Below are 16,459 nucleotides of genomic sequence, written 5' to 3' on the forward strand. Positions count from 1 at the left end.
GAGTATTGGAGCTTCGTATACCAGCCCGCCGCCCCGTGCGGATGTCACGCGACTGTGAAAGGGCTTTGCTTGGTTTGCGGCTCGTGCTGTGCATCATGTCATTCTCCGTAGAGGCGTGCAAATCGCAAAACCATGGGTATCCACCCCTGCTAGGTGGCATTACCGGTGGCCACAAAGGAGGCGATCTGATGAATATCGACCGGATTTCGGCCTGGGCGCCGCAGTGGCTAAGCGTTGTGAGAATCATGTCGGCGCTACTGTTCCTGGAGCACGGAACCCAGAAGCTTTTCAATTTTCCGCCCGCCCCCGAGCCCATGGAACTGTCCGGGCTTTTCGTGGTTCAGGGCCTGATCGAGGTGATCGGCGGCATACTGCTCGCGGTCGGGTTCTTCACGCGGCCCGTTGCGTTTGTTCTGTCCGGCGACATGGCTGTCGCCTATTTCATGGCGCACGCACCGCAAAATTTCTATCCGATTCTCAACCAGGGCGACGCGGCAATCCTCTTCAGCTTCATCTTCCTCTACTTCTTCTTCGCGGGAGGCGGAGCGTGGAGCGTCGATGCTGCCCGAGGCGGACGTGGCCTTGCGGCGCCCTGAGCACAAGAGAGAGTTTCAACCCGTACTCCTTCCTATCTGGATCCCGTCGTGTAGATATCCTCCGCGATTGCACTAGAGTGGGCTTTTGCCGACAACGTGGGTCTGAGTGCTTGCGCGGCGGGCGACCACAACTGCGGTCAACGCGCTGAGACAGGAGCGGATCGATGATGGGAGGAGAGCGCTTGGAGGCGGCACGGGCAAGCGAGCCTTTCTCGACCACGGGACGTGTGTACGAGCATGGCTGTGCGATACTTGTCGGCTTGCTCGGTCGGGGTATCCAGCTCTCACGCACTCCGGCGATGCACGAGGCGGAGGCGCGCGCACGCGGCATCTCCTATATCTATCGTCTCCTCGACACCGAGCTGATGGGCGAGCCGCAGCCTTCCCTCGCAGATCTCCTGACCTTCGCCGAACATCTCGGCTTCTCCGGCTTCAACGTCACTTTTCCATACAAGCAGGAGATCCTGCCGCTGCTGGATGAGCTGTCGCCAGCCGCGCGCGAAGTGAATTCGGTCAACACCGTGGTGCTCAGGAACGGCCGCCGCTTCGGCCACAATACGGACGTATGGGGCTTCCGCGAGAGCTTCCGCCGCGGCATGGACGGGGTGGAACGCGACCAAGTGCTGCTACTTGGTGCCGGCGGCGCCGGCGCTGCCGTGGGGCATGCGCTGCTGGATTGCGAGATTGGCCGCCTGCTGATCGTTGATGCCGAGCCGCAGCGCGCCGATCAGTTGGCGGCGCGTCTCAAGGCCCGCTTCGGAGCGCAGCGGGCAGAGAGCGTGCAGGATGTGGCGGCCGCAGCGGGCGCAGCCGCCGGCATCGTCAACGCGACCCCTGTCGGCATGGCCAAGCTGCCGGGAATGCCCTTGAGGCCCAAGCATGTCGCCCCGCGGCACTGGGTTGCGGACATCGTCTACTTCCCGCTGGAAACCGCGTTGCTGCGCCATGCCCGCGGCCTCGGATGCCGCACGCTGTCGGGCGAAGGAATGGCCGTGTTCCAGGCGGTGCGCGCGTTTGAGCTTTTCACTGGCATCCAGCCGGACGTCGAGCGGATGAAGGCCGCCTTTGCGGGCTTTGACCCTATGCCCGCCGCATAGCGGCAGTCCGGAAACCGACCCTCACACCGGCCGATAGACGCGCTCGGCAGTGTTCCAGAAGATGTTGGCCTGATCTTCCGCAGAGTATGATGCGGCCGCGTCACGGTAGGCGTTCATCATCGACAGATGATCCGTCCACAGCTTCTCGATCGGAAAGTTCGAGCCGAACATCAGCCGTCTGCTGCCAAAAATGTCCATTGACCTGGTGACAACGAAGGAAATGAGTTCAGGGGCGTTCCTGTGTATGAAGGTGCCGAGACCGGAAAGCTTGGCAGAAACGTTGGGGTGCGCAGCCAACATTCGCAGCCCTGCCTCCCATTCGGCGATCGTCTCGGGCCGCATGTCGGTGAGCATGCCCGTATGCGTCAGGATGAACTGCGTTTGCGGGTTCTCGGCGACCAGGGCGGCACCATCGCGCATCTGCCCCGGAAAGAGCTGGAGATCGAAGGAAAAGCCGTAGTCCTTCAGACGCGCGATGTTGGCGCGCAACGCAGGGTCGACGACCTGGTGCGGCGAGGGGGCGAAGCGGTATTCCGGCGTCTCGTGCCAGTGAAGCTGCATGCGCACACCGCGCACGAGCGAGTATCGCTTAAGGCGGTCGAGCTGCGGGCGAATGTCATCCACGGTCATATCGGCATAGCCGACGATGGCGTGCGGCCATCCCGTCTCCTCCGCCGTCGCCTGCACCCACGCCGCCTCCTCCTCGAAGTGCTCCCTGGCCCAGTTGGTCTGCACATAGACGGCCTTCTCGATACCCGAATCCTTCTGGTCGTCGAGGAACTCGCCGATCGTGTAGTCGCGCCGGATCGGCTCGTAAGGGCCGAAGATGCGCGGCACCATGGGGCCGGCGAGCCAGGGGAGGTCCTCCTGCCGCCAGATGTGGAAATGGGCATCGATGGCTTTTTGCATTACGTTCTCCGTCGACTCAGCCCGCCCCTGCCGCTTCCATCTCCTTCAGCGCCCGCAGCACGCGCTCCGGCGTGATGGGCAGCGTGTCGACGCGTACTCCGACGGCATCGAAGATGGCGTTGGCAACCGCCGGTATCTGAGGGTTGGCGCACATCTCGCCGGGCCCCTTGGCGCCGAAAGGGCCGTCTCCGGAGGGACGCTCCAGAACGGCGATCTCAGTCTCGGCCAGATCTCCCGGCCCGGGCATCAGATACGCGTTGTAGTCGCGCGGCCCTTGCGTCCGGTTGGGATAGTAGGGCTCCGTCGTCTCATAGAGCGCGTGGCTGATCCCCATCCACGAGCCGCCGATAAGCTGTTGCTCGACCATTTTCGGATTGAGCGCGCGGCCGATCTCGAAGACGTTCTTGACGGAAAGGACAGAGACCTCGCCGGTCTCGTCGTCCACCTCCACCTCGGCCACCGTGCAGGCATGGGCGTAGCAGGTGGAGGGTTTCATGGCGCCCGTCTCGGTCTCGGGATAGGAGCGCGGGACGAGGAACATGCCGCGGCCGGAAATGGAGCGGCCCTGTTTGAAATGCGCGGCGAGCGCGGTGTCGAAGATCGAGATGTTAAGGTTCGACGCGCCTTTCACGCGGATGTTGCCCTGGCCGTCTGTTTCCAGATCGGCAGGGTCAACCTCCAGCTCCTCGGCGGCTACCTCCAGCATCACCTGCCGCGCCTCGCGCGCCGCCTGGACGACGGCGTTGCCGACGCGGTGCGTGCCACGCGAGGCGAAGGTGCCCATGCAGTGCGGGCCGGTGTCGGTGTCGGCCGTGTCGATGGTGACGCTCTCGGTGGGCACGCCCATCGTCTCGGCGCATATCTGCGCAATGACGGTCCTCAGCCCCTGGCCGAGGTCGACGCTGGACAGCGTCACCATGAAGCTGCCAGTGGGGGTGGAGTGGACAAGCGCCTGGGTGGGATCGCCGCCCAGGTTCATACCGGTTGGATAGTTGACTGCCGCCACGCCGCGGCCGCGTCTCAAGGCCATGGCTCAATCCTCCCTTCCACGCGAGGACATCTTCATGAACCGCTCGTCCACCGGCCAGTCGGCGATGACCGAAGCCTCCTGCATGCATTCGATCAGTGCGGCACCTTCCGTCGGCTGGCGATGAGCCTTCATGTCGCCGTCGCGATAGGCGTTGATGAAGCGGAATTCCAGCGGGTCCATACCGATCAGCCGCGCCAGCTTGTCCGTCTGCACCTCGAGCGCGAAGTCGCCGATCGTCACGCCGAAGCCGCGCATGGCGCTCGACGGCGTGCGATTGGTGTAAACGCAGTAGCTGTCGATCGCGACATTGGGGATCGTATAGGGCCCTGGGAAATGCGCCGCCGCCTTCTGTGCTCCGTAAGGGGAGTGGCGGGAGTAGGCGCCGGCATCCACATAAGCCGTGACCTGGCGCGCGACGATGCGCCCGTCCTTCATCACCCCGTCCTTGATGACGATCTTCTCCGCCGCACGCGGCGAGGAGACCTGCATCTCCTCCTCTCTCGAATAGATGAAAGACACCGGCCGTCCGGTGAGTTTGGCGGCAAGGATGGCGATCGGCTCGACGGTCACGTCGACCTTGCCGCCAAAGCCGCCGCCCACAGTGCCGCCAACCATGTGCAGTTTATGGCCGGGCATCTGCAGGATGATGGACGCGTTGTCGAGGGTGAAGAACATCGCCTGAGTGTTGGTGTAGCAGGTGAAGCGGCCATTCGCCTCGGGGGCGACAATGCAGCCGCTGGTCTCCAGCGGCGCATGCTCGATGGGGCTGGAACGGTAGGTTTCCTCCAGGATGTGGTCGGCCTGTGCGAAGCCTTCCTCCACATCACCGAAAAGCACCTTGCGGCATTCGCCGCTGTCATAGAGATAATAGTTGCGGCCGTGATGCTCGTTGACGATGGGCGCGTCGGGCTTCAGCGCGTCCTCGATGCTGAGCACCGGGTCGAGCACTTCGTAGTCCACCTTGACCTTGGCGGCCGCCTCCTCCGCCGCGCGCGCCGTTTCTGCGAGCACGGCCACCACCGCCTCGCCCTTCCAGCGCACCTTGTCCTCGGCGAGCACGTGCTCGTCCTCCGGCCCCACCTGGATCAGGATCAGTATGGTGTAGAGGTTCTGCGGGACGTCCTTGGCCGTGATGACCCTGGCCACACCCGGATGCTTCTCCGCCTCACTGGTGTCAATGCTGCGGATGCGCGCGTGATGGTGCGGGCTGCGCACCATCTTCAAATGGAGGAGGCCTGGGAAGGTGCGGTCGGCGAAATAGGCGGTCCTGCCGGTGACGTGGCCCCTGATATCGGAACGCGGGCGCGGCTGACCGATCTCGACCAAGTCGTCGTCGCGTTCATCGGCAAAATACTTTTTTGACAGCTTCATTGCCGTCTCCCTCAAGCGGCGGAAGTGGAGTTGGCGCGCGCGGCAGAAAGGACCGCCTGGATGATCGGCTCGTAGCCCGTACAGCGGCAGATGTTTCCGGAGATCGCCTCCACCACATCGTCCCGGCTGGGGTTCGGATTGCGCTCGAGCAGGGCCGCGGCGGCCATGATCATGCCCGGCGTGCAAAAGCCGCATTGCGCGGCGAACCCGTTCTCGAAGGCGCGTTGCAGGGGATGCAGCACCTCTCCGTTGGCAAGTCCCGCCGTGGTGCGGATATGCGCGCCGTTGCACGTCTCCGCCATGGTTAGGCACGACAGCCGCAATTCCCCGTCGACCATCACCGTGCAGGCGCCGCAGGTGCCCTGATGGCATCCGCCCTTGGGCGAGGTGTCGCCCATCTTGTCGCGCAGGGCGGCGAGCAGTGTGGTTCCGCTTTCCACGAACTCGGCCCGCTCGCTGCCGTTCAGCGTGAATTGAACCGGAATCTTTGCCATCGCTTCCTCCCCGTCGATGTAGTGGCCAGGCTTTCCAGATTACCCCTAGCCGAGCAGCAGCCTGCCCAGATGCACGGGCAGAACCTCGCGCCGGTACCAGGCGCTGGCGATCGCGTCCGTCGGCGGATCGATGCCCTCGAGCGCCGCGGCAAGCGCCGGCGCGATGCCTTCCTGAGTGCGCGGGCGCCCGACGAGCGCGGCTTCGGCCCTGCGCGCGCGGATAGCGCGGTCAGCCATGCAACCAAGCGCGATCCGCGCCCGGGCGATCGATCCGGTTTCCTCGCGGATGTCGGTGGCGATGGTGAGCACGGCCGCGCCCTTCGGATGCACACGGCTGATCTTTAGGAAACGGAAGCTGTCCGGCGGCGGTGCAAAGGAGACAGCCGTCACCAGCGCGGAAGGGTCGAGCCCCTCGCGCTCCTGCAGAAAGGTTTCAAGCGCCATCTCCCCGCTGCCAGCAACGGACACGTTCGCCTCGAGCGCGAGAAGCGCGACCGTGAAATCGCCGTAGGGGGCGGGCGCGAACAGATTGCCGCCCACCGTCGCCATGTTGCGGACCGCAGGGCCGCCCACCGCGCGCGCGGCTGGGGCAAGATAGCTAAGCTGCGGATGTGCCAGCACCATGCCCATCGTCGCGGAAGCACCGATCCTGACGCCGGCCTCGGAAGTTTCGATCTCCGATAGCGCGGGATCGGTCGTCCTGACGATGGTCGAGAAGGACAAGTCCCCCTCGTTGGCGGCCCGGACCACGAGCGTTCCGCCACCCATGTAGCGGACATTGGACGCGGCGAGCGCGGACTGCGCTTCGCTTGCCGTTGGATAGGTCTGAAGGCTCAAGCCCATCGCTGCTCCTCCCGTTCAACCTTCCGCAAAACGCTTCTTCAGCGCATCGAACCCGCCCTGAAAGACATTGGCCCCCATCCCCTTGGCGATCTTGTCGGCCTCTTCGGCGGGCGCGTCGAAGCTCGCCGTCCAGACGGCACAAGTGCGCTCGCCGTCGGTGACGGGAATGAGCTTCAGCGTGGCGACGTGATTGGATATCGGTTGGGGCGTTTCCAGGATGGAGTAGGTAACGGAGTAGTCCCGGTCGGAAAGGCCCAGCAGTTTCTCCCTGATCATCGCGCCGCTGGCGATCTCGAACTTGCGCACGCACCCGATCTCGCACGACGGCCGGCCGCCCTCGATCTCGCTCTTCACCATGCGTGGATGCCAGTCGGGAAGGCCGTTGAAGTCACGGATGCAGGCCCAGACCTCGGAGGCCGGTGCATCGATGACGCTTGAGACGGTGACGGTTGCCATGAATAACGCTCCTTGCTGCCAAGCCTTCACGGGAAGCATAGCCCGCCCGCTGGGTGGCACTTATCAATGCGTCTGGAACGCCTATCAAACAGTCTGAAAATGTGCGCCGGGCAGCGCTATTGCCGAAGTTTGCGCGCCGCCGAACGGTAGGCGTTGGGCGGCACCCCGAAATGGTCGCGGAAGAAGCGCGAGAAATTTCCCTGTGTGGAGAAACCGAGCCCGCAGGCAATGTCGATCAGCGACTGCTCCGAGGCGCGCAACTGACGCGCCGCCTCGGCCATGCGCATCGAGTTCCAGTACACATTGGGGGTGAGCCCCATCTGCTCCTTGAACAGCGCGAAGAAATGCGGCCTTGACAGGCCGACGCTGCGCGCGACCTGGTCGAGGCAGGTCCGCTCGCAGACGTGGCTTTTCATCAGCGCAGCAGCCTTTCGCACGCGATGATCCCGTGCGGCCACGCGAGCGCGCGCACTCCTGCGCCGTTGCTGCGAGGTGGCAGTATCGAACATCAAGTCGATGAAGTGCTCAGTCTCGTATTCAACCAGATGAGCGGGCATGTCGCCGCCCGTCAGGCTTTCGAGGAGATTGAAGGCGGATTCGTTCAAGTGCCTGTCGGTGGGAATAGCACTTGCGGCAAAGACACTTTCCTCGCGCTGGCTGCCCCTGCGGCCGGCAATCCAGTCCGGATCGATATAGAAGGCAAGAAATCGCCCTTCCTGGCCGTTGGCCGGAAAGTCATGACAATGCGGCTGCAGCGAATTGACGCCCACTGCGACATGCTGGCCGGGCCGCACGCGCTCGTTCCCGACCGTCATCTCTCCGGCCGCGCCGGCGAGCCAGATGATGATGTGAACTTCCTCGTGGGCGTGAGTCACCAGATCGCTCGCCACGTTCAGGATCGAGACATAGCCGAACGCGCCATCAAACAGCTTGATAGAGCTGGTCATTGTTTCCTCCCGGGCCTCTCAGAGCCGTTTTGGCGAAATTCTCGTCGCGCTTCGGGAATCAGTCAAGCCGGGGAACAAGCCGCCGGATGCAGCCTATCGCGGCTTGAATCCGCCCCATCCGGCGGCATCGAAACGGTGCACCCAATTGCGCGGTATCTGGCGATCCATGCCGCATCAGGACGACTTGTTGCAATAAGCTTCGCGGAACCGACGAGGGAGGTGGCGGTTAGACTGCAAGGTTCACCGTTTTCGGCGCCAAAGAGGCCCTTTCTTGAGACGTTCCACCTGGATTGCGATCGGTATTGCGGCCGCGGTCGCCGCGTGGCTTGCCAGCGGGCTGTTCATAGGGACTGACGTGGAAGAGGATGAGGCACCCTCGGCGGAGGCTCCGCAGCCGACGTTGGTCGAGGTGCGTTCGTCGGCGGCCGAGGCGGTTCCACAGTACCTCTATGCACAAAGCGTTGCTCAGCCATACCGCACCGTCGACGTCATATCGTCCACCGAAGGCACACTGGCGGAAATCGAGGTGGACGAGGGCGACGAAGTCGAGGCCGGCACAGTGTTGGCGCGGGTGCGGCCGGAGGCACGGGAGAGCGAACTTGCAAGCGCCGAGGCCCAGGTCGAGAGCCTGGAGGCGGATTTGGCCGCAATACGCGAGCTGGAGGCCCGAGGGTTCGCCACCCAGTCACGGGTGCGCGAGCTGCGATCGCAGCTCGAAAGCGCACGGGCGACGCTGGAAAGTGTCCGCTCCGACATTCGCGACACGACCATAGAGGCGCCCATTCCAGGCATCGTCAGCGACTTGTACGTAAACAGCGGGCAGACCACGCCGGTGGGAACCAACATTGTCCGTATCGTCGACAACGCGCCGCTGCGTGTCACCGCCCAAATCTCGCAGCGCGACGTCGGCCGGGTCGATGTGGGGCGCGAGGCGGTGGTGAGCTTTGCCACCGGGGCGCTTGCCAAGGGGCGGGTGTGCTATGTCGCGCCGGCGGGTGACCCGGAGACGCGCACGTTCCGCGTCGAAATCCGCGTGCCGAACGAGGAGAGGAAAGTCCCGTCGGTGGTCAGCGCCGAGATCCGCTTACCGACGGGAGAGGCTCAGGGGCATTTCGTTTCGCCGGCGATCCTGTCGCTGAGCGAGGCGGGAGAGCTCGGCGCGAAGTCCGTCGACACGGAAAACGTCGTGCGCTTTCACCCCGTCGAGATGGTGCGCACTGGCAAGGACGGCATCTGGATTGCCGGACTGCCGGAGGAGGTGCGTCTGATCACCACCGGGCAGGGCTTCGTGCGCGAAGGTGAGCGCGTGCGCGTGCAGGAGGGCGAGGACGGGCCGGAACGCCAGATCGGACGCGCGCCGCTGCCCACCTCTACCGTTGCGGATGAGGAATTCGACGGGGTGGAAGAGCTTGCCGAAGCGCCGCCTGCCGAGGAACTGTGCAGGGGTCCGGCTGCCAATGCGGCTATGACCAGCGCGATCTCATCCGGAAACGGGGCGGCTTCCGGTAGCGGTGCCGAAAGCCCACTGGGCGGAACGCAGCCCGGCGGGGCAGTAGCCGCAGAACAAGAGGCGCCTAACACCGAAGTGGAGCCCGGAGCCGCGACGGGCTCCGGTTCGACACTAACGAATCCGGCGCAAGAGGCCTCGCCTACCGCGCCGGCCGTCCCGGCACCGCCGAACGAGCAGCCGGCGCAGACCCCAGGTGCGACCGGCCAGCAACAGGATCAGGGAGGGGTAGATGGCGGCAGCGCGGAGGGCGGCGCTCCATGAGGACCGTCATAGACGCGGCCTTTAATCGCAATCGGGTGGTGGCGATCCTGTTCGTGATGATCCTCATCGTCGGCTCGTTTGCTTATGTGGTCATCCCCAAGGAATCGGCACCCGACGTCCCTATCCCCATCATCTATGTGTCGGTGCCGCACGAAGGTATCTCGCCGGAGGATGCCGAGCGCCTCCTTCTTCGGCCTCTGGAGACCGAGTTGCAGTCGATCGAGGGTCTAAACGAGATGTCCTCGGTCGCGGCCGAGGGGTACGCTGCCGTCACGCTCGAATTCACGGCTGGCTTCGATGCCGACCAGGCAGAAGAGGACGTGCGCCAGGCGGTCGACCGTGCCAGCGCAGAGTTGCCGCAGACGGCTGAGGAGCCGGTGGTGCAGGAGGTCAATGTCGCGCTCTTTCCGGTGATCACCGTGATGCTTTCCGGCCCGATCTCCGAGCGTGCGCTGATCGATCTTGCGGAGGAGTTCCAGGACAGGCTGGAAGCACTCGGCGACGTCCTGGAGGTGGATATCGGGGGTGCCCGGCAGGAAGTGCTCGAGGTGCTGGTCGATCCCACCGCGCTCGAAAGCTACGGTGTGCCTTTCGACCAGCTTCTCACCAGCATCCAGCGCAATAACCAGCTTGTCTCCGCCGGCTCGATCGACACGGGCGCCGGCAGGCTCACCCTCAAGGTACCTGGTGTCATCGAGGATATCGACGACGTTCGCGGAATCCCGATCACCGTGTCGGGTAACGCCGTGGTGACCGTGGGCGACGTGGCGGTCGTGCGTCGCAGCTTCGAAGATCCCACGGGCTTTGCGCGCATCGACGGCCAGCCTGCGGTGGGGCTGGAAGTGAAGAAGCGTATCGGCGCCAACATCATCGAGACCGTGGAGGCGGTGAAGGCGGTCATCGAGGAAGGGCAGGATCTCATCCCTGAAAGCGTGGTGGTCACCTACCTCCAAGACCAGTCCGAGGAAGTGCGCGAGACGCTGAGCAGCCTGCAGAACAACGTGCTGGCGGCCGTGTTGTTGGTGATGATCATCATCGTCGCTTCGCTCGGCTGGCGCAACGGCCTGCTCGTGGGCCTTGCTATCCCCGGCTCGTTCCTTGCAGGCATCATTATCATCTGGGGGATGGGCTATACGCTTAACATCATCGTGCTGTTCAGCCTTATCCTGGTACTCGGCATGGTGATTGATGCCGCTGTTGTTTCGACGGAACTCGCCGACCGCCGAATGGCCGGCGGAATGCCGCCAAACGAAGCCTACCGGGCCGGCGCCAAGCGTATGTCCTGGCCCATATTCGCCTCCGCTCTGACGACGCTTACCGTGTTCTTCCCGCTGCTCTTCTGGACTGGCGTGGTGGGCGAGTTCATGAAGTTCCTGCCCATCACCGTCATCATCGTCTTGACCGCCTCACTCGCCATGGGGCTGATATTCATTCCCGTCCTCGGCGGCCTCATCGGCCAGCGCACCTCGCGCCCGCCCGAGGAGGAAAGAGCGCTGGCCGCGGCCGAAAGCGGCGATTTCGCCGAAGTCGGCGGTTTCACGCGATCCTATGTTTCAGCCCTGCGCCGGCTGCTCGACTGGCCGGGCACAACGCTCGCGGCGACTTTCGCCGTCCTCGTATTGGCCGTGGTGGGCTACACATTCCTCGGTCGCGGAGTCGAGTTCTTTCCCGAAATCGAGCCGCGCTTCATTCAGGCCACGGTGAAGGCGCGGGACAATCTGTCCGTCCACGAGAAGGACGCACTGGTGCGTAAAGTGGAGAATGCCATTCTCGGCACAAAGGGAATCCGGCACATCTACGCGCGCACAATCGAGAGCGGAGCGAGGGGCGGGACACAGATGGGCAACGTTTCGGTCGATACGATCGGCGTCCTGCAACTCGATCTGCTCGACTGGGACAGGCGTCGTCGCGCTGCCCAGATCATCGATGAGGTGAGAACCCGCGTCGCCGATATCCCCGGCATCGTCATTGCGGTGAACGAGCAGCAGACGGGACCGGCCGAGGGCAAACCTATCGAGCTGCGCCTTCTCGGCTCCGACATGGCAACGATGGAGCAGGCGGCGGCGCAAGTACGCGCTCTCATGCAGGAACTGGGCGGCTTCACCGACGTCGAGGACGATACCACCGTGCCGGGTGTTGAATGGCGCATCCAGGTCGACCGCAGGAGCGCTGCGCGCTTTGGTGCCGATGTGACTACGCTGGGCCAGGCCGTGCAGCTTCTCACCCAGGGCCTTAAGCTTGCCGAGTATAGGCCGCCGGACGTGGAGGAGCCAGTCGACGTTCGCGTGCGCTTTCCTGCACGTGAGCGCACGCTGGACGACCTCACGCGGCTCACCATTCCCACTGAGCGCGGCCAGGTTCCAATCACCAACTTCGTCACCATTGAACCAGCCAGCAAGACCGGGATCATCAACCGCGTCGATTCCCAGCGCGTCGTCACGGTGGAGGCAGATGTGGCCGAGGGCGAGCTGCCGGCCGACAAGACCGAGGAACTGCGCCAGGCCATCAACGAGGCTGGCCTTCCCGAAGGCGTTGAGGCGCACTTCGCCGGTCAGGAGGAGGAGATCAACGAGGCACGCAACTTCCTGCTTTCCGCATTCGCCACGGCCATCGCGCTCATGTTCCTGGTGCTCGTCACCCAGCTCAACAGCATCTTTCAGGCGGTTGTGGTGATGAGCGCCATCGTCTTCTCCATTGCTGGGGTGCTGATCGGACTTCTGATCACTGGCCGGCCCTTCGGCATCGTCATGAGTGGCATCGGCGTGATCGCTCTCGGCGGCATCGTCGTCAACAACAACATCGTGCTGATCGATATGTATAATGAAATGCGCGCTAGGGGCCTTGACGTCGTCGAAGCGGCGATCCGCACGGGGGCCGTGCGCTTGCGCCCCGTGCTGCTCACCACCGTCACCGATATCCTGGCGCTCATGCCGCTGGTGTTGGGCCTTAGCATCGACCTCATCGGGCGCCAGGTCCAGTACGGCGCGCCCTCGACGCAATACTGGACGGAGCTTTCGACGACAGTCGCCGGTGGCCTCGCCTTCGCCACCTTCCTCACACTGATGTTGACCCCCTGCATGCTGCTCCTCGGCCATCGCACGCATGAGCGTCTGTCCGGTCTTTACCGGCGCTGGCGCGGTCGAGAGGCGGAGGCCGCGGAATAGCTCCTGCTCATATTGGTTGTCTTCGCTTGCCACCGCGTTGGAAGTCTGCATCGCACCCACTTGTCGCAGTGGATCGCCGCCCGCGGGGCTGTCCTGTTTCCATTGCGGGAATATCTATTTTGGGATATACGGATATCTCTTAGGAGATATCCACATGCCGCTCTTCATTCGTGATGACGACGTTGACGCCCTGGCGTCCGAGCTTCAGAAGCTTACCAAAGCACGCACCAAGACGGAAGCCGTGCGCGTAGCGCTGCAGCATGAGATCGAGCGCAGCCGCCAAAGCATTCCGCTTGCTCAGCGCCTCGCCAAGCTTCAGGACAAGGCCGCAGCTCTCGGCCTGCCGAATCCGGATTTCGATATGAAGAAATACACCGACAAAATGTGGGGCGATTGATGTTCATTGACGCCTCCGCGATCGTGGCGATCCTCAACAAAGAGCAGGGCTGGCAGGAAATCGCCAAGCGCTTCCAGGATGTGCAAGGCCAATGCTATATCTCGCCGCTCGTCCGCTTCGAGGCATCGCTTGCCGTCGCCAAGGCCGTCGCCGGTGCCACCGCACGCGCGGCCGGCGATCGCCGGCGCGCAAACGTTAAGCCGACGGCCGACATGCTCGCCGCCGCGCACGATTTGGTCAACGAGTTCGTGACCGAGATCGCCGCGCGCGAAGTCGCCGTCGCCGACGAGATCGGCAACAAGGCGATTGAAGCGGCCATGACCTACGGCAAAGCCGTCGGGCACCCGGCCGACCTCAATTTCGGAGATTGCTTCGCCTACGCCTGCGCCAAAGCCTACCGCATAGGCTTGATCTACAAGGGCGACGACTTTGCGCAAACGGACCTCGCATGAGCGTATGGGCTTGAAACTTTCTCGCTGCTAATAGGTCGGGTTCTACTCGATCCTTGAGAAAGATTCCTCCCCGCCCGACGGCGCACATTGGCGCCACTACGGTTAGCCGGCGTATTTTCATGGGTGGCGCTAATCCGGGGGCGGCACCAAAGTAGGGTAGCTCTCACTACCGGCGCATGGTTCTAATGAGCCGCGACTACCTCCCTGTCACACCGTCTTGCCCCTGTCTTGGCCGGGGCATTTTTTTCCACGGGGCGACACCCACGCATCAGGGGAGCTAGAGCGGTTCACTGGTTGTCTGAATCGTTTTGGGATTGAACGAAGCCGCTAACGCGGCAGTTGGTGGGACGGTTTGCGGTTGAGGCTTCTGTTGGAAGGATTGCGGCTGTTGAAGCGCAATCTTTGGAACAGGAGCACTGAGATGGCCGAGTTGAGCCCTCTTCGCCGGCGCATGATCGAGGACATGACGATCCGCAATCTGTCGCCGGCCACGCAACGATCCTACGTGCATGCGGTGGCAAAGTTTTCCCGCCATTTTGGCCGCTCGCCGGACCGGCTTGGTCTGGAGGACGTCCGCGCCTTCCAGGTTCATCTGGTCTCGACCGGGGTCTCGTGGCCGGCGCTGAACCAGACAGTGTGCGCGCTGCGGTTCTTCTACGGGGTGACGCTCGGCCATGCCGAGATCCCGGAGCGGATCGTCTATGCCCGCTCGCCGCGCACGCTGCCGGTGGTGCTGAGCGCCGACGAGGTCGTCCGGTTCCTTGAGGCCGTGCCGAGCCTGAAGACGCGCACCGCGCTGACGACGGCCTATGCCGCGGGCCTTCGTGCATCGGAGACCGTTGGGCTGAAGGTCGGCAACATCGACAGTGAACGCGGCGTGATCCGGGTGGAGTACGGCAAGGGCGGCAAGGATCGCACCGTGATGCTGTCGGCGCAGCTCCTGCGCATCCTGCGTGTCTACTGGCGGCTGGCCAAGCCGCAGGGTTGGCTCTTTCCCGGGCGCAGCGCCAATCGCCCCATCGACGTGCAGGTGCTGTATTCGGCCTGCCGCTCGGCGCGGGTCGCCGCCGGCATCGACAAGCGCGTGACGGTCCACACGCTCAGGCACAGCTTCGCCACGCATCTTCTGGAGAACGGCACCGATATCCGCATTATCCAGGTTCTGCTCGGCCATAACAATCTGTCGAGCACGGCCCGCTACACCAGGGTGTCGAACGGCCTGATCCGGCGCACGACCAGCCCGCTCGATCGGCTGAACATCGAGGTCGTGCCGCCGGGCTGATCGGTCCCGCCCATGTCGTCGAGACTGGAGGTGGCGGACATCTTCCGCCGCCATGGCGATGCGTATCGACATTCCAATGACGGCCGTCTCGGACGCGTCGAGCGGCGTGTGATGAGTGCGATCGAGCTTTGCCGGACGGCCCAACTCGGCGGCCATGTCGAGGGCTGCCGCTCCTGTGGAACGATCCGCGTGGCCTACAATTCCTGTCGCAACCGGCACTGCCCCAAATGCCAAGGTCAGGCCTGTCGGGAATGGCTTGCCGCTAGGCAGAATGAGCTTCTTCCGGTTCCCTATTTCCACGTGGTGTTCACCCTGCCGGCCGAGATCGCCGCCATCGCCTTCCAGAACAAGTCGGTGGTCTACACGATCCTGTTCAAGGCTGCGGCCGAGACGCTGCGCAGGATCGCCGCCGATACCAGACATCTCGGCGCCGAGATCGGCCTCATCGCGGTGCTGCACAGCTGGGGCCAGAGCCTCACCTACCACCCCCACCTCCATTGCATCGTGCCGGGTGGCGGCATCTCCTTCGATGGAAGGCGCTGGGTCTCATGCAGGTCGGGCTTCTTCCTGCCCGTGCGCGTGCTGTCGCGCCTGTTTCGTCGACTCTTTCTCGAGGAACTGCGAGCGGTCTATGATAGCGGGCGGCTGGGCTTCTTCGGCGATCTCGCGCACCTGGCAAGGCCCGATGCCTTCGCCCGCTTGCTTGCCGAAGCTCGCAGCCGGGAATGGGTGGTCTATGCCAAGCCGCCCTTCGGCGGTCCAAAGCAGGTGTTGGCCTATCTCGGCCGCTACACCCACCGCATCGCCATCGCCAATTCCCGGCTGATCAGCATGGAGGACGATCGCGTCGCCTTCCGCTGGAAGGATTATCGCCGTGGCGGCAGGACGAAGGTCATGACGCTCGACGCCCACGAGTTCATCCGGCGCTTTCTGTTGCACACATTGCCCGATGGCTTCCATCGCATTCGCCACTACGGCTTCCTCGCCAACGGCCATCGCGCCGCCAGGCTCGACCTGTGCCGCAGGCTGCTGGCCACGCCGCAGCAAGACGACGTTGAACCCGGGACTGAAAGTGCCGTCGCAGAGCCCTTTGGCCCAGCGCATCGCTGCCCTTGCTGCGGAGAGCCGATGATCACGCTCGCCATCTGGCGGTGCGGGCAACCGCCGCCGAGCCCGTTCTGGAACGATACCTCATGATCATGCCGGGCGCGTCCACATCACCGAAGACCCCACCCGACGCCATCCGCGTCGGCATGGCTGATCTCGATCAGTGCGGCGGGCCGCGGCAATTTCGCCCCGGTCGCGCCGCCGGCAGCCGCCGGATAGTCCCACATCATCGCCCAAGGACGCTGCCGCCGCCAGGCACGGGCCCTGCCACGCCGTCGCACTTTGCTGGCAACCGTCAATCTCGAACCGCGACATCGCTCCGCTCCCGCTACAATCCCCATAGCGCCAGTCCGGCCTGCGGCTCCGTTCAATCCGGCTTGCAATGAGGTCCGACAACCCAGCCCGGCCGCTCCGTCGTGCCTGCGGACCTCACAGAAGCCTCCAGATTCCCGTGGCTGTTGTTTTGTGATTCAAGATGCTGGCTGGAGAGGAGGCCAGCATCTGATGACAGCACCTCTTTCCAATGATCTTCGCGAACGTGTT

At 63.9% G+C, this 16,459-nt stretch carries 15 protein-coding genes; 8 read left to right on the top strand and 7 right to left on the bottom strand.

From position 1 onward, the window contains the following. Nucleotides 1-188: 188 nt before the first annotated feature. Together N5A92_RS19605 and N5A92_RS19610 are read left to right on the top strand one after the other, a co-directional pair. Nucleotides 189-596: a DoxX family protein gene (locus N5A92_RS19605; RefSeq protein ID WP_260905621.1), complete on the top strand. Its 408-nt coding sequence runs from the start codon at nucleotides 189-191 to the stop codon at nucleotides 594-596. Nucleotides 597-760: 164 nt separating this feature from the next. Further along, nucleotides 761-1,693, top strand: a complete 933-nt coding sequence (locus tag N5A92_RS19610) for a shikimate dehydrogenase (RefSeq protein ID WP_260905622.1) — start codon at nucleotides 761-763, stop codon at nucleotides 1,691-1,693. Between the two features lie 21 nt (nucleotides 1,694-1,714). Here the strand turns inward: N5A92_RS19610 and N5A92_RS19615 are convergent, their stop codons facing one another. The 7 genes from N5A92_RS19615 to N5A92_RS19645 form a co-directional block, all read right to left on the bottom strand. Continuing rightward, entirely contained in the window at nucleotides 1,715-2,602 is an 888-nt protein-coding gene (locus N5A92_RS19615) for an amidohydrolase family protein (protein WP_260905623.1), read from the bottom strand. A 16-nt stretch (nucleotides 2,603-2,618) separates the two neighbouring features. Further along, nucleotides 2,619-3,632: a xanthine dehydrogenase family protein molybdopterin-binding subunit gene (locus N5A92_RS27305; protein WP_313958437.1), complete on the bottom strand. Its 1,014-nt coding sequence runs from the start codon at nucleotides 3,630-3,632 to the stop codon at nucleotides 2,619-2,621. A 3-nt stretch (nucleotides 3,633-3,635) separates the two neighbouring features. Next, a complete protein-coding gene (locus N5A92_RS27310; protein ID WP_313958438.1) occupies nucleotides 3,636-5,003 on the bottom strand; it encodes a xanthine dehydrogenase family protein molybdopterin-binding subunit in 1,368 nt (455 codons plus the stop codon). Between the two features lie 11 nt (nucleotides 5,004-5,014). Further along, nucleotides 5,015-5,497 (bottom strand): (2Fe-2S)-binding protein, encoded by a 483-nt coding sequence (locus N5A92_RS19630; protein ID WP_260905624.1) that lies wholly within the window; start codon nucleotides 5,495-5,497, stop codon nucleotides 5,015-5,017. A gap of 45 nt (nucleotides 5,498-5,542) precedes the next feature. Then, a complete protein-coding gene (locus N5A92_RS19635) occupies nucleotides 5,543-6,340 on the bottom strand; it encodes an FAD binding domain-containing protein (RefSeq protein WP_260905625.1) in 798 nt (265 codons plus the stop codon). Between the two features lie 15 nt (nucleotides 6,341-6,355). Next, complete coding sequence (locus tag N5A92_RS19640) at nucleotides 6,356-6,796, bottom strand: SRPBCC family protein (protein ID WP_260905626.1); 441 nt, start codon at nucleotides 6,794-6,796, stop codon at nucleotides 6,356-6,358. Nucleotides 6,797-6,912: 116 nt separating this feature from the next. After that, entirely contained in the window at nucleotides 6,913-7,743 is an 831-nt protein-coding gene (locus tag N5A92_RS19645) for a helix-turn-helix transcriptional regulator (protein WP_260905628.1), read from the bottom strand. Nucleotides 7,744-8,014: 271 nt separating this feature from the next. Here N5A92_RS19645 and N5A92_RS19650 point away from each other — a divergent pair, with 271 nt between their 5' ends. From N5A92_RS19650 to N5A92_RS19675, 6 genes are all read left to right on the top strand, one after another. Then, a complete protein-coding gene (locus N5A92_RS19650) occupies nucleotides 8,015-9,514 on the top strand; it encodes an efflux RND transporter periplasmic adaptor subunit (protein ID WP_260905630.1) in 1,500 nt (499 codons plus the stop codon). Further along, on the top strand, nucleotides 9,511-12,678 hold the full coding sequence (locus N5A92_RS19655) for an efflux RND transporter permease subunit (protein WP_260905632.1): 3,168 nt from the start codon (nucleotides 9,511-9,513) through the stop codon (nucleotides 12,676-12,678). The genes N5A92_RS19650 and N5A92_RS19655 overlap by 4 nt, the downstream gene beginning before the upstream one ends. A 154-nt stretch (nucleotides 12,679-12,832) precedes the next feature. Next, nucleotides 12,833-13,075, top strand: a complete 243-nt coding sequence (locus tag N5A92_RS19660) for a type II toxin-antitoxin system VapB family antitoxin (protein WP_252409693.1) — start codon at nucleotides 12,833-12,835, stop codon at nucleotides 13,073-13,075. Further along, the gene (locus N5A92_RS19665) at nucleotides 13,075-13,527 is read left to right on the top strand and encodes a type II toxin-antitoxin system VapC family toxin (RefSeq protein ID WP_260905635.1); all 453 of its coding nucleotides are present in this window, start codon (nucleotides 13,075-13,077) and stop codon (nucleotides 13,525-13,527) included. Before N5A92_RS19660 ends, N5A92_RS19665 begins: the two co-directional genes overlap by 1 nt. A gap of 421 nt (nucleotides 13,528-13,948) precedes the next feature. Continuing rightward, nucleotides 13,949-14,809, top strand: coding sequence for a tyrosine-type recombinase/integrase (locus tag N5A92_RS19670; protein ID WP_260905637.1), 861 nt, complete (start codon nucleotides 13,949-13,951; stop codon nucleotides 14,807-14,809). A gap of 12 nt (nucleotides 14,810-14,821) precedes the next feature. Beyond that, nucleotides 14,822-16,006 carry an IS91 family transposase gene (locus tag N5A92_RS19675; protein ID WP_260905639.1) on the top strand — a complete coding sequence of 395 codons (1,185 nt, stop codon included), beginning with the start codon at nucleotides 14,822-14,824 and terminating at the stop codon, nucleotides 16,004-16,006. The last annotated feature ends 453 nt before the right edge of the window (nucleotides 16,007-16,459 follow it).

The organism is Chelativorans salis (assembly GCF_025336525.1).
Taxonomy (GTDB): domain Bacteria; phylum Pseudomonadota; class Alphaproteobacteria; order Rhizobiales; family Rhizobiaceae; genus Chelativorans; species Chelativorans salis.

Bases quoted from the DNA above. Each gene is read 5' to 3' on its own strand.
- N5A92_RS19605 (WP_260905621.1), top strand. From the start codon at position 189: ATGAATATCGACCGGATTTCGGCCTGGGCGCCGCAGTGGCTAAGCGTT.
- N5A92_RS19635 (WP_260905625.1), bottom strand. From the start codon at position 6,340: ATGGGCTTGAGCCTTCAGACCTATCCAACGGCAAGCGAAGCGCAGTCC.
- N5A92_RS19670 (WP_260905637.1), top strand. From the start codon at position 13,949: ATGGCCGAGTTGAGCCCTCTTCGCCGGCGCATGATCGAGGACATGACG.
- N5A92_RS19610 (WP_260905622.1), top strand. From the start codon at position 761: ATGATGGGAGGAGAGCGCTTGGAGGCGGCACGGGCAAGCGAGCCTTTC.
- N5A92_RS19665 (WP_260905635.1), top strand. From the start codon at position 13,075: ATGTTCATTGACGCCTCCGCGATCGTGGCGATCCTCAACAAAGAGCAG.
- N5A92_RS27310 (WP_313958438.1), bottom strand. From the start codon at position 5,003: ATGAAGCTGTCAAAAAAGTATTTTGCCGATGAACGCGACGACGACTTG.
- N5A92_RS19675 (WP_260905639.1), top strand. From the start codon at position 14,822: ATGTCGTCGAGACTGGAGGTGGCGGACATCTTCCGCCGCCATGGCGAT.
- N5A92_RS19660 (WP_252409693.1), top strand. From the start codon at position 12,833: ATGCCGCTCTTCATTCGTGATGACGACGTTGACGCCCTGGCGTCCGAG.
- N5A92_RS27305 (WP_313958437.1), bottom strand. From the start codon at position 3,632: ATGGCCTTGAGACGCGGCCGCGGCGTGGCGGCAGTCAACTATCCAACC.
- N5A92_RS19615 (WP_260905623.1), bottom strand. From the start codon at position 2,602: ATGCAAAAAGCCATCGATGCCCATTTCCACATCTGGCGGCAGGAGGAC.
- N5A92_RS19645 (WP_260905628.1), bottom strand. From the start codon at position 7,743: ATGACCAGCTCTATCAAGCTGTTTGATGGCGCGTTCGGCTATGTCTCG.
- N5A92_RS19630 (WP_260905624.1), bottom strand. From the start codon at position 5,497: ATGGCAAAGATTCCGGTTCAATTCACGCTGAACGGCAGCGAGCGGGCC.
- N5A92_RS19640 (WP_260905626.1), bottom strand. From the start codon at position 6,796: ATGGCAACCGTCACCGTCTCAAGCGTCATCGATGCACCGGCCTCCGAG.
- N5A92_RS19655 (WP_260905632.1), top strand. From the start codon at position 9,511: ATGAGGACCGTCATAGACGCGGCCTTTAATCGCAATCGGGTGGTGGCG.